The following is a 14,618-nucleotide window of genomic DNA, read 5'->3' on the forward strand; positions in this document are numbered from 1 at the left end:
GGAACCCCCATGATCGACATCCTGATGCCGCGCCTGTCCGACACCATGACGGAGGGCTCGATCGCCGCCTGGCACAAGCGGCCGGGCGATCCCGTCGAACCCGGCGACGTGCTCGTCGAGATCGAGACCGACAAGGCGCTGATGGAGCAGGAGGCGTACGACGCCGGCGTGCTCTCCGAGATCCTCGTGGCGGAGGGCGAGAACGTCGCGATCGGCACGCCGATCGCGCGCCTGGACGACGGGGTCGAGCACGCGGCGCCGCCGGTGGAGGTCGCTCCGGACGCCGTCTCCGCTCCGCAGCCTCGTCCCGCCGAAGATCGGCCGCTGGCGACCCCGGTCGTCCGGCGCCTCGCCAAGGAGCGCGGCATCGACCTCGCCACGATCACGGGCACCGGCCCCGGCGGCCGCATCGTGCGTGCCGACCTGCCCGAGCCGGAGGCGGCACCGGCGGCGGCACCCGCGGCCGCCCCCGCCGCAGCCATGCCGACCGCGCCCGCCGCGCTCGCCTCCACGGCCCCCGCCCCCGCCCCCGCCCCCGCCGACGTCACCGCCGTCCCGTTCCACGGCGTCCGCCGCGCGATCGCGTCCCGGCTCACCGAGAGCGCCGCCACCGTGCCGGTCTTCCACGCCACTGCCTCCGCGGACGTCACCGACCTGCTGGCCCTGCGCTCCCGGCTGAACGACCTCGCCGAGCCGTCCGCGAGGATCTCCCTCAACGACCTCGTCGTGAAGGCGGCCGCGCTCGCCCTCCGCGAGCACAAGACGGTCAACGCCTCCTTCTCACCGGACGACGGCGGCCGGACCCTGCTGCACCACCGGGTGAACGTCGGGTTCGCGGTGGACGCGCCGTCCGGCCTCGTCGTGCCGGTCGTCCGGGATGCCGACACGGCGAGCATCTCGGCGATCGCGCGCCGCACCCGCACGCTCGCGCAGCGCGCCGCCGACCGCACGCTCACGCTCGACGAGCTGAGCGGGGGCACCTTCACGGTCAGCAACCTCGGCATGCTCGGCGTCGAGCAGTTCACGGCGATCATCAACCCGCCGCAGGGCGCGATCCTGGCCGTCGGCGCCGCCCGCGAGGAGCCGGCCCTCGTCGACGGCGAATTCGTCGCCCGCCGGCGCCTCCGCTACACGCTCACCAGCGACCACCGGATCATCGACGGGGCGGCGGCGGGCCGCTTCCTCGCGACGCTCACCGGCCTCCTGGAGTCGCCGCTGCGGCTGCTCGCGTGAGGGCTGCGATGGCTGCCGAACCGGCCCCGGTCCGCCGGAGCTGTCAGTCCCGGCCAGAACCGGCACGCGTCCGCTCGACCGGCGGCCACGTCCCGAGGCGGGCGGCGGCCGCCGCGGTGACCCGTAGGAACTCGAGGGCGAGGGCGTCCGGGTCCTCGGCCTGGCGCACCGTCTCGAACGGCAGGATGAACTCCTGCAGCTGGTGGTCGTAGAAGGCGCCGTCGGGGACAGCGACCTCCCGGTAGCCGTCCGGCTCCGGGTAGGCGTAGGCGTAGAACGCCCCCTCGCGGCCGCCGCCCGGCCAGAATCCCGCGCTGGAGAGCTCGTCGCAGTACCCCTCCACCATCACGCGGTCGGGGCAGTTCGCCGCTCCGCCGGGATGCACCGGGGCCGGGCGACCGGAGAACCGCGTCGTCGCCAGGTCGAGCGCTCCCCAGAACAGGTGAACCGGGCTCGCCTTGCCCCGGTACTCCGCGCGGAGCTGCCGCAGAACACGGTCCGCCTGGATCAGCTGCGTCCAGAACGCGTGCACCTGCGCCGGCTCGTAGGACCGGTGCTCCACGTCGTCGGCGAACGGGATCGCCGGGTCGACCTCGTTCGGGGCCGGGTGGATGCGCACCTCGACGTCCAGCGCCGCCAGGGCGGCGAAGGTGCGGCGGTAGAACTCGGCGACGGTCATCGGCTGCAGAGCGAACCGTTCGAGGCGACCATCGCTCGTCCGCAGGGTCAGCTGGTGGTCGATGAAGTCGAACTCGATGTCGAGGATCCGACCGTCGATCGGGATCGGCCCCGTGCCGAGGCCGCGGGCGGTCAGGGCGAGCGTGACGTGCCACCAGTGGTTGACGAACGGCGAGCCGGCCATCCGGATCTTGCCGACGATCTGCAGCCACATGTGCAGCGTCTCCCGCGTCGGCGTCCAGTCCTCGACCTCGAGCGAAGCCCACCGTGTGCGCGCGTTGTCCACGCCGTCTCCCTTCAGTTGGTCCTCAACCGGTACTGCCAGTCGTGGGGGACGCGCTCGGCCGGCCCCGGCGTGCTCTGGTCGAGCGGGTGGTGCAGTGGTGAGGCGAGCACCGGCCCCACCGCCTCGACCTCGCGGGCGTAGTCCCAGAACCAGTCCTCTCCCGGTTCGTAGCTCCGCAGCCAGCGGTGGCCGGTGGCGCGGGCGTGCGCGGTCGCGTGCGCCCCGACCGACTGGTCGCAGCACCCGATGTGCCCGCAGACCGCGCACCGGCGGAGGTGGAACCACCAGGAGCCCTCCGACTCGCACTCGACGCACCCCGCACCGGACGGCGGGATCGTCGTGTCGAGCTCACCTTCGGGAATACGCTCCGTCATGGGTCCCCTTTCGATGCCGATGTGATCCAGCAACCAGTCTCCATCCTCCAGCACGAAAACCGTGGGCGACGCGTGTGCCGGACGACGCGGACGCGAGGCGGGGGCGCTGGGGCGCGCGGAAGGGATCGTGGAGTCGCGTCTCGCGCTGGGTGGGCTTTCTCGCGCTTGCGGGTGTGCCCGTCGCGAGCCAGGTAGGCGCCGATCACCCCCACTGTCAACGTTGCTGGCTGCCCTCGATAGGGCTCCGCCGCTGAGCACGCTTCTCTGAACTCGACTTCTACGCGGAGTGGCTAGCAGCCGTTCCTGTGCTCGCGCGGTATTCGGGTGCGGCCGGTTCTGTCGTGAATTCGACCCGGTCAGCTCGCGGGTCGACCCGCACCGTCGCCGCGCGGGTCTTCGCGGTGACCATCGGCGGGTAGTAGGGGCTGGTGCCGTATTTCGCCTCGTAGGCGGCGTCGATCCGGTCGTTCAGCTCAGGGTCGTCGATCGGCGTGAAGGTCACGTCCTTCTCGACCCCGCCCGCGGTGATCCGCCCGGCGCCCTGCGATCGCGCCGCCCGGTACCAGCGCGAGCCGGTGCCGTTGTAGGCGCGCACGTACACGCCGCCGTCGACCACGACCGACCAGATCCACGTGAGCGTGCCGAGCGTGCTGCCGTCCTCGCGGAACGGTGCGATGTGGAAGTCGTCGGTGCCGGCGATGGCGTGCAGTTCGTCGGGGGTCCAGGCGGTCATGATTCCTCCGTGACGGTTCGGCGCGGCGCGGGTCGGTCGGCTGCCCAGGAGGCGAGCAGCCGCAGCCGCTCGGCGGACGGCGACCCGGGCTCCGCGGTGTAGACGAGCATGACGTGACCCGGCTCGGCGGTGATCGCGAACTCCTCGTACGCCAGCGTCAGCTCGCCGACGACGGGATGCTGGAAGCGCTTCGTCCCCGCGCCGTGCGTCCGCACATCGTGGGCCGCCCACAGCCGACGGAACGTGTCGCTCTGCGTGGACAGCTCGCCCACCAGGTCCTGCAGCGCGCGGTTGTGCGGGTCGCGGCCCGCCTCGGCGCGCATCATCGCCACGCACATGTCCGCGAAGAGCTCCCAGTCGGGGTAGAAGTCGTGCGACGCCGGGTCGAGGAACTGGAAGCGCGCGAAGTTCGGCGTGCGGCCGCCGTCGCCGATCAGCGGCGAGTAGAACGCGCGCCCGAGCGCGTTGAAGGCGATCACGTCCGACTGCGCGTTCCGCACAACGGCGACGCCCTCCGTGAACGCCTCGAGCGCCCAGTGCAGGCTCGGCCGCGCGGCGGGGCTGCGGGTCGCGCGGCGTCGCGGGCGGCCGGAGACGGGGATGCCGTCGGCCGCCCGCGCCAGATCGAAGAGGTGGGCGCGCTCGGTGTCGTCGAGCTGCAGCGCCCGTGCCACCGCATCCAGCACCCCGGCCGAGACGCCCGCGATCGCGCCGCGCTCGAGCTTGGCGTAGTACTCGACGCTCACGTCTGCGAGCATGGCGACCTCGGAGCGGCGCAGACCCGACACCCTGCGACCGGTTCCCGCGGGCAGCCCCGCCATCTCCGGCGTGAGCTTGGCGCGGCGCGACATGAGGAACTCGCGGACGTCGGCTCGATTGTCCATGCCTCTCAGGCTAGGCCGGGTCGCCACCGTGAGGGATGCCCTGCCGGTACACCTCTCGTCAGGGACTCCCTCGCCGTGACGGGACGTGGTGTGCTGGAGGACGTGACAGCATCCCTTTCTCCCGAGACGCACGTGCGCGCCGGCCGCCCGCTGGCGACGCTGCTGCTCGTGCTCACCGTGTTCGGCCCGATCTCGATGGATCTCTACCTGCCCGCACTGCCCGCCCTGACGACGGAGCTGGGCGCGGCCACCTCGACGGCCCAGCTGACCGTGACCGCCTGCCTGGTCGGCCTCGCCGCCGGGCAGCTGATCGCCGGACCGCTCTCGGACCGGTTCGGCCGGCGGGGTCCCGCGCTTATCGGGGTGGCCGCCTATGTGCTCGTCTCGGCGCTGTGCGCGGCGAGCCCGACCGTCGAGCTGCTCATCGCCGCCCGCCTCGTGCAGGGGCTGGCCGGCGGCGTCGGCATCGTCATCGCCCAGGCGGCCGGCCGCGATGTGTACGAGGGCGGCAGGCTCATCCGCTTCTACGGCCGCCTCACCGTCGTCGGCGGCCTGGCCGCGGTCATCGGTCCTCTGATCGGTGGCGCGCTCACCGTGATCCTCGACTGGCGCGGGCTGTTCCTCGTCCTCGCGGCGATCGGCGCGGTTATCCTGGTCTGGGTGGCTCTCGGCCTCCCCGAGACGCTGGCGCACGGGAACCGAACGGCCGCCGGATTCGGGGTGATCGGGCGCGACCTGCGGATGCTGCTGTCCGACCGCCGTTTCGTCGGCGCCGTCGTCGCGCAGGGCTTCGTGTACGCCGCCCTGTTCGCCTACCTCAGCGGTGCGACCTACGTGCTGCAGGGCGTCTACGGCCTCTCGCCGCAGGCCTACGCGCTCGCTTTCGGGCTCAACTCCGCGGGGTTCATGGTCTTCGGCTACCTCGCGGGACGGTTCAGCGAGACGTGGAGCGTGCTCGGCACCCTGATCGTCGGTCTGGTGATCGCGGGCCTCGGTGCCGTCGGGCTGCTGGTCGCGGGCCTCACCTCCGTGCCCCTGGCCGTCGTGATCGTCGCCCTCTTCCTGCTCGCTGCGGGGACGGCCGTCACCAGCCCGCCATCGACGACGCTCGCGCTGGCCGGCTACCCGCGGATCGCGGGCACCGCATCCTCCCTGCTCGGCGCCGCCCGCTTCGCCTTCGGCGGCATCGCGGCGCCGCTGGTCGGCGTCGCGGGCGCCCTGAGCATCCTCCCCCTCGGGCTCGTCACCACGGTCGCCGTCGCGGCGGCCGCGGCCACCGCCGCCCTTCTTCTCCGACGTCCGGCCCTGGCCACCGCCACCGCCGGCAGCATCCACCCCGCAACGGAAGGAACCCCCACATGCGTGGAGTAGTCATGTACGCACCCCGGGACGTGCGCGTCGAGGAGCGCGCCGACCCGGTCATCCAGGAACCCACGGACGCCGTGATCCGGGTCACCGCGGCCTGCATCTGCGGCTCGGACCTCTGGGCCTACCGGGGGACGGACGCCGTCACCGAGCCGACGCCGATGGGTCACGAGTATGTCGGCGTCGTCGAGCAGGTCGGCGACGAGGTCACGAACGTGACGGTCGGCGACTACGTCGTCGGATCGTTCTTCGCCTCCGACAACACCTGCGAGATCTGCCGCGCCGGCTACCAGTCCCGCTGCGTGCACGCGTTCCCGATGGGCGCGCTCGGCACGCAGGCCGAGAGGCTGCGCGTCCCGCTGGCCGACGGCACCCTCGTCGTCGTGCCCGGCACCCCGACTCCGGCCCAGGTGCGCAGCCTCCTCGCCGCCTCCGACGTGCTCGGCACCGGCTGGTTCGCCGCCGTCGCGGCCGAGGCGGCCCCGGGCAAGGCGGTCGCGGTCGTCGGCGACGGCGCGGTCGGGCTGCTCGGCGTGCTGGCCGCCAAGCGGCTCGGCGCCGAGCGGATCATCGCCATGAGCCGCCACGCCGACCGGCAGGCGCTCGCGCGACGCTACGGGGCGACCGACATCGTCGAGGAGCGCGGGGATGCCGGCGTCGCGGCCATCACGGAGCTCACGGACGGCCTCGGCGCGCACTCGGTGATCGAGGCCGTCGGCACCCAGGAGTCGATGATGCAGGCGATCCGCGCCACCCGGCCCGGCGGGCACGTCGGCTACGTCGGCGTCTCGCACGGCGTTTCGCTGCCGGGGGAGGAGTTGTTCTTCTCCGGCGTGCACCTGCACGGCGGTCCCGCTCCGGTCCGCCGCTTCCTTCCCGAGCTGATCGAGTCGATCATGAGGGACGAGTTCGACGCGGGTGCGGTGTTCGACCTCACGCTGCCTCTGGCGGAAGCCGCCGAAGGCTACCGGGCAATGGATGAGCGCCGCGCCATCAAGGTGCTGCTGGAGACGGAGGACGCATGAACATCGAACCCACCACCTCTACGGTGAAGAACCCGCCGGAGCAGTTCGCCGGCGACGTCTGGGTCGACCCGATCGCCGCCCCGCACGAGGGCGACCAGCGGATGACCGTCGCGCTCGTCCGCTTCGCCCCCGGCGCCCGCACCGCCTGGCACAGCCACGCCCGCGGACAGTACCTGCGGGTCACTGCCGGCGTCGCCCGCTTCGGCGACCGCGACGGCACCATCATCGAGGTGCACCCGGGCCAGACCCTCTACACGCCGCCCGGCCAGGACCACTGGCACGCCGCCGCCCCCGGCTGCTTCATGGAGCACATCGCGATGCTGGAATCGGCCGACGACCCGGCCGAGACCACCACCTGGAAAGAGCACATCACCGACGACGAGTACGAAGGACGAAGCGCTTGACGGACACGACAAGAAACGGCTGGACCGGAGGCAAGCGGGCCTTCGGCGACTTTGCCCAGGGCCTGGTCCACTACACCGACCAGGTGCTCTTCGACGAAGTGTGGGAGCGTCCCGGGCTCTCCAAGCGCGACCGCAGCCTCATCACGGTGACGGCGCTTCTCGTCGGCGGCAACGTCGACCAGCTGCGCTTCCACCTCCCGTTCGCCGTGCAGAACGGCGTCACGCAGGACGAGCTGATCGAGGCGATCACGCACCTGGCGTTCTACGCGGGCTGGCCGAAGGCGATGTCCGCGATGACGATCGCCAAGGAGCTGTTCGACTGAAGAACTGGTGTCACGTCTTGAGGTAGTTGGGATTTCTCAAGCTCCTTGGGCGCAGGAGTCGACTTATGACTACGGGTATGGTTCTCGCCTCTACTTCTTGACGAGATTGAGGTTGCAACTTCCGCAGGCACAACGCAGCGATTCCTCCCTACCGGAGAGACCATCGACCTTTGATCCAAGAGCTGCAGTCCGAATTCTCGCACCTACGAGTACGAAGGATGAAGCGCTTGACGGAGCGCAGGGAAGGCTGGGTCTGGTGCGCAGGCCACAGCTCTCGGCAGCGCGCGTTCCCCACATGTGCTCATCGGGAGCGGATGGATCCTCGGCGGATGATCGGCATCGGCACGAGGTGCCGGTCGGCGCCCCGTCTTCCCTCCAGGGCTAACGACATGGCGGTGCGCCCCATCTCTTCGTACGGGAGGCGGGCGGTCGTCAGCTGCGGTCGCAAGTACGTCGAGATCTCGTCGTCGTCGAAGGAGGCGATCGACACCTGATCGGGTATTCGGATGCCGGCCTCCTGTAGTGCCTGATAGGCGCCGAAGGACACGTTGTCGGTGAGGCAGACCATCGCCGTGAAGCGCGCCCCCGATGACAAGGCACGCTTTGTGGCGCGGTAGCCGTCGTCGGGTGCCCAATAGTCGAACGCCTCCTCCCACGCCCACTCCAGGCCGTGCTCCTCCATCGCAGCGTCGAGCCCGGCGAAGCGGTCCGAGATCGTGACAGACACCTCTGGCGGGAGGTCTTCGTCATAGCGACGGCCGATCAGAGCGATCTCGCGGTGGCCGGCATCGATGAGCAACCGAGCTATTGCTTCCCCGGCCGTGCGTTCATCCGGCAGCACGACGGGGTAGTCGACGACGGTCGTTGCGTTCACCATGATGACCGGAACGTCGGAAGGCAGTTGCGGCAGTTCGACGCGGCGTGCGGCCATAGAGCCGAAGACCAGCGCGGACACGCGGCGGTCGAGCATCGCGTTCAAGGCGCCGGAGAGCCGCTCCGGGTGGTGACCCGTCTCCGCCAGCAGGACCGTGTGTTCGTTCTCTTCGGCGACGTCGAGAATCCCGCGGATCATGGCCGACGCGTATCGGGTAAGCGTTACGTCGTCGGAGACGAATCCGATCGTGGGCGTCGTTCCCATGCGAAGGGCGCGTGCAGAGGGGTCAGGGCGATAGTCGAGGCGCTTTGCGATCTCGCGGACCCTTTTGGCCGTTTCCTGAGACAGTCCCGTCCCGGTGCGTTCGTTCAGGATCATGCTCACGGCGGTCTTGGAGAGGCCGGCCTCTGCAGCGACGTCTGCGATGGTCACCCGTTTCGCCATGCTGCGAGACCTCTCTTCGAACGTCGGTGTCTTGTTGCAACGAGTTCATCCTAGTGCTACGGTCAACGCGACTAAACGCATTTAGGTAATTGCTAAATGCATTTAGATCCACGGACTAAATGCATTTAGTCCGACGGGACGCGCGAGGCGCTCTCGGTGATCACAAATCCAACGGAGGATCGATAGTGAGAAGGAACACTCGCCGGACGCTCGTTGCGACCGCGATCGTCGCGGCCACTGCGATGGTGGCGCTGACTGGCTGTTCGAAGGGCGGTGGGGGAGCGGGCGGCTCCAACGGCGACCTCGTCATGTGGACGCACAATGCCGGCAACAAGGCGGAGCTCGGCGCCGTCCAGAAGATCGTCGACGACTTCAACAAGAGCCAGACCACGTACAAAGTGAAGGTGCAGGCGTTCCCCCAGGATTCCTACAACCAGTCCGTCACGGCTGCCGCGGCCTCCAAGAAGCTGCCGTGCATCCTCGACATCGACGCGCCGAACGTGCCCAATTGGGTCTGGGCCGGCTATCTGTCGCCGCTGACCGGGCTCGACGCGCAGCTGAAGGGCTTCCTGCCATCCACCGTGGGGAAGTACGACGGGAAGACCTACTCGTACGGGTTCTACGACGTCGCGCTGAACCTCATCACGAAGAAGAGCACCCTCGACGAGGTCGGCGTCCGCATCCCGACGATCGATCAGCCGTGGACGAAGACGGAGTTCGACGATCTGCTCGCGAAGCTGAAGGCGTCCGGCAAGTTCAGCTACGCGGCCGACTTCATGACCAGCTCCACCGGTGAGTGGTGGCCGTACGCCTACTCGCCGCTGCTTCAGAGCTTCGGCGGCGACCTTATCGACCGCGACGGATACAAGAGCGCCGACGGCGCGCTCAACGGCAGCGACGCGATCGCGTGGGCGAAGTGGTTCCGCGGACTCGTGTCCGACGGGTACGTCGCCGCGAAATCGGGCACCGACCCGGCGGCCGACTTCGCCAACGGCAAGACCGGCATCCTCTACGACGGAAGCTGGGCGGCGGACACCCTCCGGCAGAAGTTCGGCGACGACGTGCTGTTCCTCCCGCCGGTGGACTTCGGCAGCGGCCCGAAGATCGGCGGCGGCTCCTGGCAGTGGGGAGTGTCCAAGACCTGCTCGAACCAGGAGGGCGCGCTCGCGTACATGAAGTTCGCCACCGCCGACAAGTACGTCGCTGGTGTCGCGAAGGCGGCCGGCACCATCCCGGCGACCGAGGGCGCGGCGGCACTGGTGCCGGGCTACGGCGAGGGCGGCGACAACGCGATCTTCCGTAAGTACTCGAAGAAGTTCGCCGAGGTGCGACCGGTTACCCCCGGTTACCCGTTCATCGCCACCACGTTCACCAAGGCCGCGCAGGACATCATCAATGGCGCGGACCCGAAGTCGACCCTGGACCAGGCGGTCAAGGACATCGACGCCAACCAGAAGTCGAACAATTACTTCAAGTGATCGACCGGGGCCGGGCGATCGCGCCTGGCCCCGGCGTCACCGAGGATCAGCCATGACCACCATCGTCAAGCCGGATGTGAGCGTCGAACGTCGCGTCCGCACCGCCCGCACCGCCGTCGCCGGCCGCAAGAAGGAGGCGTCGATCGCGCTCCTCATGTTCGCGCCGGCCGCCGTCCTCATCGCAACGTTCCTGATCGTGCCGATCGGCCTCACCTTCGTGCTCGCGTTCACCAACGCCCGCTTGGTGTCGCCGGAGCCGGCCCAGTTCGTCGGCGTCGACAACTTCGTCAATCTGTTCACGGACGACACCTTCTGGGCGTCGCTGCGCAACACGATCATCTTCACGATCGTGATCGTGCCGTTCCAGTCGGCGCTCGCGCTCGTGCTCGCGCTGCTGGTCAACAGCCGGGCGCGCGGCACCACGTTCTTCCGCACCGTCTACTTCCTACCCGTCGTGACCTCCATCGTCGTGGTGTCGATGCTGTGGCTGTTCCTGTACCAGAAGGACGGTCTGATCAACGTCCTGCTCTCGAAGCTCGGCATCCAAGGCCCGGACTGGCTCGGTGACCCGCACTGGGCGTTGTTCGCGATCATCCTGATGTCCGCCTGGCAGGCGATGGGCTTCCACATGATCATCTGGCTCGCCGGTCTGCAGACCATCCCCGAGGAGTTGTACGAGGCGGCCGCGCTGGACGGCGCCACGCGCTGGCAGCAGTTCGCGAACATCACCTGGCCAGGACTCCGGCAGACACGGACCTTCATCCTCATCACGATCACCATTGCCGCATTCGGCCTGTTCTCGCAGGTCAACATCATGACGCAAGGCGGCCCGATCAACTCGACGTCGACCCTCGTCTTCCAGGCGGTGCGCAGCGGGTTCCAGCAGCAGCAGACGGGCTACGCCTCGGCGATCTCGCTCGTGTTCTTCGTGCTGGTGCTGGTCGTCACGCTGCTCCAGCGGTTCCTCACCCGAGACAAGGAGACGCAGCGATGACTACCGACATCGCCGACATCGAGCGGACGACATCCACCCCGGCCGCAGCCATGAGCCCGCGGCGGAGGCGGCGCTCGACGCGTGGCGTGCTGCTGCTGGTCCTGAAGATCGTGCTCGCACTCGTCTTCGGCCTGCCGCTGCTGTTCATGATCGTGTCGAGCTTCAAGCCGGACACCCAGATCTTTGGCGACCTGGACGGCATCCAGGCGTTCCTCCCGGTCGGCGACCTGAGCCTGGACAACTACGTCGGTGTGTTCGAGCGTGTCCCGTTCGCGCAGTTCCTGCTCAACTCGATCATCATCTCGGTCACGACCGTGGTGCTCGGGATCATCGTGAACTCGATGGCGGCCTTCGCCCTCTCCCGGATGAGGATGCCCGGCCGCAAGTGGGCGCTCGGCGTGGTGCTCGCCACGCTCATCGTGCCCTTCGAGGTCATGGCGCTGCCACTGCTGTGGGAGGTCAACCAACTGCCGTACTTCGACGGATCGCAGATCGCGCAGGGCTGGCTCGACACGTACACCGTTCAGATCGTGCCGTTCATCGCGAACGCGTTCTCGATCTTCCTCTTCTACCAGTACTTCGACTCCATACCGAAGGAGCTGGACGAGGCGGCACGCGTCGACGGAGCCGGCTGGTTCCGCATCTACCGGACGATCATCATGCCACTCGCGGGCCCCGCGGTGGCGACCGTCGCCATCCTCACCTTCCTGCCCGCCTGGAACCAGTACCTGTGGCCGCTCATGGTCACGCAGAGTGAGGCGGTGCGGCCGGCGATGGTCGGCATCGACTACTTCAAGCAGCTCAACACCTCGTGGGGCCAGATCATGGCCTACGCGAGCATCATCACCATCCCCGTGCTGGCGCTCTTCGTCGCCTTCCAGCGCTCGTTCGTCAACTCCATCGCCTCGCAAGGGCTGAAAGGCTGACCCATGTTCTCTCTCCCCGACAGCTACGTCTGGGACTTCTGGTTCGCTGACGACGGCGACCAGTACCACCTCTTCTTCCTCTACGCGTCGAAAGCTCTCCAGAACCCCGACGCACGGCACCACCGCGCGTCCATCGGGCACGCGGTCTCGAGAGACCTCAGATCCTGGAACCGCATCGAAGACGCCTTGGTGCGAAGTGACGCTCCAGCGTTCGACGACGTCGCCACGTGGACCGGCAGCGTCGTCCGCGGCGACGATGGGAGCTGGCACATGTTCTACACCGGCGCCACCCTCACTCCCCTCGGCAACGTGCAGAGCGTCGGCGTCGCCACGTCCGATGACTTGACCACCTGGCACAAGAAGCCCGGTCCCGTCCTCGAAGCGGATCCGCGGTGGTACGAACTCCTGAGCGACGGCACGTGGCATGATCAAGCTTTCCGAGACCCCTTCGTCTACAGGCAGGAAGACGGGACGTGGCGGATGCTGATCACGGCGCGCTCGAACCACGGCGCCCCGGATGACCGTGGCGTCATCGCAACCGCGACGTCGGATGACCTCGAGCACTGGACCGTGCATCCGCCCTTGTCAGAGCCCGGCGCCGGCTTCGGCCAGTTGGAGGTCCTCAACACCGCCGAGATCGACGGGCGATCCGTACTGTTCTTCTCCTGCCTCGCGTCGGACCTTGCGGCGGGCCGCCGGGAAACGGGCACCACCGGAGGAGTCTGGGCGATCATCGCCGGACCCGACGGGAGCTGGGATCCGCGCACCGCACAGCAGGTGAGCGAGCACGACCTCTACGTCGGCCGAGTGCTGATCGACCGATCGACCGGCAGCGCTTGGTTCTTCGCCTTCCGCAACACGGCGCCGTCCGGGGAGTGGATCGGCGGCATCACCGACCCGATGCCGGTGACGGTCGTCGACGGTCGCGTGCAGATCGGAGAGGCTGCGCTCGTAGCACTCGCCGGTTAGCCGCCGCACGATCCGCCGCCGGGTGCTCGAACGCGAGTGCCCGGCGGTCGCGCTTCTTCGCACGGATCCGGCCTTCAGCGGTTTGGCAAGTTTTGGCATTTTGGCACCGTTTGGCAGTTGACCTGTCTGCGAAAGGCTATCTATCGTCGTGCCAAGACGTTTTGCCAAAACGTCTTGGCACGAGATATCCTCATCCACGCAGCCTCCCGCTGCACAGCAGAATCGGAGTAATGATGCTTCGCAAGAAGTTCGCGGCAGCCGCAGCAATCGGCACCGCGGTAGCGCTCACCCTCGCCGGGTGCGGCGTCGGCGGCGGGGGCGGTTCCTCGTCGGACAAATCCATCACCGTGCTCGTCGAGGCCGGTGGCCACGCTGAGCTTCAGCCGATCGCCGATCTCTACAAGAAGGACACCGGTACCACGGTCACCTTCGTCGAGCTCCCCTACGACGGCCTCTACAACCGTCTCAACAGCGAGTTCACCTCCGGGGCGGTTTCGTTCGATGTCGCCGCGCTCGACTCCATCTGGCTGCCCGCCTTCAAGGACGCTGTCACCCCGCTCGACAAGCTCTTCACCTCGGACGTGAAGAACGATCTCTTCCCCGCCCTGGTCAAGGAGGCGAACGTCGGCGGTGCGTATGCGGGGATGCCCGTGTGGACCAACTCGGAGATCCTCTACTACCGGAAGGACCTCTTCGACGACGCGGCGAACAAGTCGGCGTTCAAGGCCAAGTACGGCTACGACCTGGTTCCGCCGACCACCTGGCAGCAGTACCAGGATGCGGCCGAGTTCTTCACCCAGCCCGCCAAGGGGCTGTACGGCACCGATGTGAAGGGTGCCGTCGAGACCGAGTACCTCGCGACGCTGTCGCAGACCGGCGAGAAGACAATGGTGCTCAACGACTCGGGCAGTGAGATCACTCTCGGCGATGAGAACAGCCTGAAGGCGCTCGACTTCTACACGGGCCTGCAGAAGTACGCGCCCGCCGGGTCCGCTCAGCTCGACTGGGCCGGCGCGCAGAACCTGTTCAACCAGGGCAAGACCGCCATGATGCGCTTCTGGGCGCACGCCTACCGGCAGATCCCCAAGGATGCATCCGTCTATGGCAAGGTCGGTGTCGCCCCGATGATCGCCGGTCCCGGCGGCATCGCTGGCGTCCCCGGCGCCTGGTACCTGTCGGTGGCCAAGGCGAGCAAGAAGCAGCAGCAGGGCCTCGATTTCGTGAAGTTCGCCTACGAGCACAACGAGCTGAGCGCGAACACGTCGCTCGGGCTGGTCGCCCGCAAGTCGGCCTTCGAGAAGTACCAGGACCAGCCCGGCTTCGAGAACTACAAGCCGCTGGTGGAGACGCTGGACGCTCAGGCGACCATCCCGCGACCTGCGACGCCGAAGTGGCAGCAGATCGTGGACACGGTCCTCGTGCCGATGATCCAGAAATCGTTGCAGCCCGGCGCTGACAAGCAGGCCCTGCTGAACGCAGCAAAGGAGCAGGTCCAATCGCTAGTCAAGTGATGGAGCAGCGGGGGGGGGGGCCCCCCGCGCCCCCCCCCCCGTGTCACACGTACCCATCACACCCCCCCCCCCCCCCCCGGGGGGCCGCCCGCCCGAAGGCGGCCCCCCGCCCTTTTC

15 protein-coding genes are annotated in these 14,618 nt (G+C 68.6%); 10 read left to right on the forward strand and 5 right to left on the reverse strand.

Annotated elements, in window-relative coordinates; translation table 11 throughout:
- Positions 1–9 precede the first annotated feature (9 nt).
- On the forward strand, positions 10–1,233 hold the full coding sequence (locus tag ACTHMF_RS14335; protein ID WP_440318499.1) for a dihydrolipoamide acetyltransferase family protein: 1,224 nt from the start codon (positions 10–12) through the stop codon (positions 1,231–1,233).
- A 43-nt stretch (positions 1,234–1,276) separates the two neighbouring features.
- Here ACTHMF_RS14335 and ACTHMF_RS14340 read toward each other — a convergent pair whose 3' ends face one another.
- The 4 genes from ACTHMF_RS14340 to ACTHMF_RS14355 form a co-directional block, all read right to left on the reverse strand.
- The gene (locus ACTHMF_RS14340) at positions 1,277–2,197 is read right to left on the reverse strand and encodes a DUF5996 family protein (RefSeq protein WP_440318501.1); all 921 of its coding nucleotides are present in this window, start codon (positions 2,195–2,197) and stop codon (positions 1,277–1,279) included.
- 11 nt (positions 2,198–2,208) lie between these two features.
- Positions 2,209–2,571, reverse strand: a complete 363-nt coding sequence (locus tag ACTHMF_RS14345) for a UBP-type zinc finger domain-containing protein (RefSeq protein ID WP_314146661.1) — start codon at positions 2,569–2,571, stop codon at positions 2,209–2,211.
- A gap of 277 nt (positions 2,572–2,848) precedes the next feature.
- Positions 2,849–3,304: a DUF2255 family protein gene (locus ACTHMF_RS14350; protein WP_314146660.1), complete on the reverse strand. Its 456-nt coding sequence runs from the start codon at positions 3,302–3,304 to the stop codon at positions 2,849–2,851.
- On the reverse strand, positions 3,301–4,188 hold the full coding sequence (locus tag ACTHMF_RS14355; RefSeq protein WP_440318503.1) for a helix-turn-helix transcriptional regulator: 888 nt from the start codon (positions 4,186–4,188) through the stop codon (positions 3,301–3,303). Before ACTHMF_RS14355 ends, ACTHMF_RS14350 begins: the two co-directional genes overlap by 4 nt.
- A gap of 102 nt (positions 4,189–4,290) precedes the next feature.
- On the opposite strand from ACTHMF_RS14355, the gene ACTHMF_RS14360 reads away from it, so the two are divergent.
- The 4 genes from ACTHMF_RS14360 to ACTHMF_RS14375 are packed head-to-tail and all read left to right on the forward strand — an operon-like array spanning position 4,291 to position 7,305.
- Positions 4,291–5,559 carry a multidrug effflux MFS transporter gene (locus tag ACTHMF_RS14360; RefSeq protein WP_440318505.1) on the forward strand — a complete coding sequence of 423 codons (1,269 nt, stop codon included), beginning with the start codon at positions 4,291–4,293 and terminating at the stop codon, positions 5,557–5,559.
- Complete coding sequence (locus ACTHMF_RS14365) at positions 5,547–6,578, forward strand: zinc-dependent alcohol dehydrogenase family protein (RefSeq protein ID WP_440318507.1); 1,032 nt, start codon at positions 5,547–5,549, stop codon at positions 6,576–6,578. Before ACTHMF_RS14360 ends, ACTHMF_RS14365 begins: the two co-directional genes overlap by 13 nt.
- Entirely contained in the window at positions 6,575–6,982 is a 408-nt protein-coding gene (locus ACTHMF_RS14370; RefSeq protein WP_440318509.1) for a (R)-mandelonitrile lyase, read from the forward strand. Before ACTHMF_RS14365 ends, ACTHMF_RS14370 begins: the two co-directional genes overlap by 4 nt.
- Complete coding sequence (locus ACTHMF_RS14375) at positions 6,979–7,305, forward strand: carboxymuconolactone decarboxylase family protein (protein ID WP_440318511.1); 327 nt, start codon at positions 6,979–6,981, stop codon at positions 7,303–7,305. Before ACTHMF_RS14370 ends, ACTHMF_RS14375 begins: the two co-directional genes overlap by 4 nt.
- 301 nt (positions 7,306–7,606) lie before the next feature.
- On the opposite strand, the gene ACTHMF_RS14380 is transcribed toward ACTHMF_RS14375, so the two are convergent.
- Positions 7,607–8,611, reverse strand: a complete 1,005-nt coding sequence (locus ACTHMF_RS14380) for a LacI family DNA-binding transcriptional regulator (protein WP_440318513.1) — start codon at positions 8,609–8,611, stop codon at positions 7,607–7,609.
- Positions 8,612–8,808: 197 nt separating this feature from the next.
- On the opposite strand from ACTHMF_RS14380, the gene ACTHMF_RS14385 reads away from it, so the two are divergent.
- From ACTHMF_RS14385 to ACTHMF_RS14405, 5 genes are all read left to right on the forward strand, one after another.
- Entirely contained in the window at positions 8,809–10,101 is a 1,293-nt protein-coding gene (locus tag ACTHMF_RS14385; protein WP_440318515.1) for an ABC transporter substrate-binding protein, read from the forward strand.
- Between the two features lie 52 nt (positions 10,102–10,153).
- Positions 10,154–11,095, forward strand: coding sequence for a carbohydrate ABC transporter permease (locus ACTHMF_RS14390; protein WP_440318517.1), 942 nt, complete (start codon positions 10,154–10,156; stop codon positions 11,093–11,095).
- Positions 11,092–12,021, forward strand: a complete 930-nt coding sequence (locus tag ACTHMF_RS14395) for a carbohydrate ABC transporter permease (RefSeq protein WP_440318519.1) — start codon at positions 11,092–11,094, stop codon at positions 12,019–12,021. Before ACTHMF_RS14390 ends, ACTHMF_RS14395 begins: the two co-directional genes overlap by 4 nt.
- Before the next feature lie 3 nt (positions 12,022–12,024).
- Positions 12,025–12,990 (forward strand): glycosyl hydrolase family 32, encoded by a 966-nt coding sequence (locus ACTHMF_RS14400; RefSeq protein ID WP_440318521.1) that lies wholly within the window; start codon positions 12,025–12,027, stop codon positions 12,988–12,990.
- 233 nt (positions 12,991–13,223) lie between these two features.
- Complete coding sequence (locus tag ACTHMF_RS14405) at positions 13,224–14,501, forward strand: ABC transporter substrate-binding protein (RefSeq protein WP_440318530.1); 1,278 nt, start codon at positions 13,224–13,226, stop codon at positions 14,499–14,501.
- The last annotated feature ends 117 nt before the right edge of the window (positions 14,502–14,618 follow it).

It is taken from the genome of Leifsonia sp. (assembly GCF_051955155.1).
Classification (GTDB): domain Bacteria; phylum Actinomycetota; class Actinomycetes; order Actinomycetales; family Microbacteriaceae; genus Leifsonia.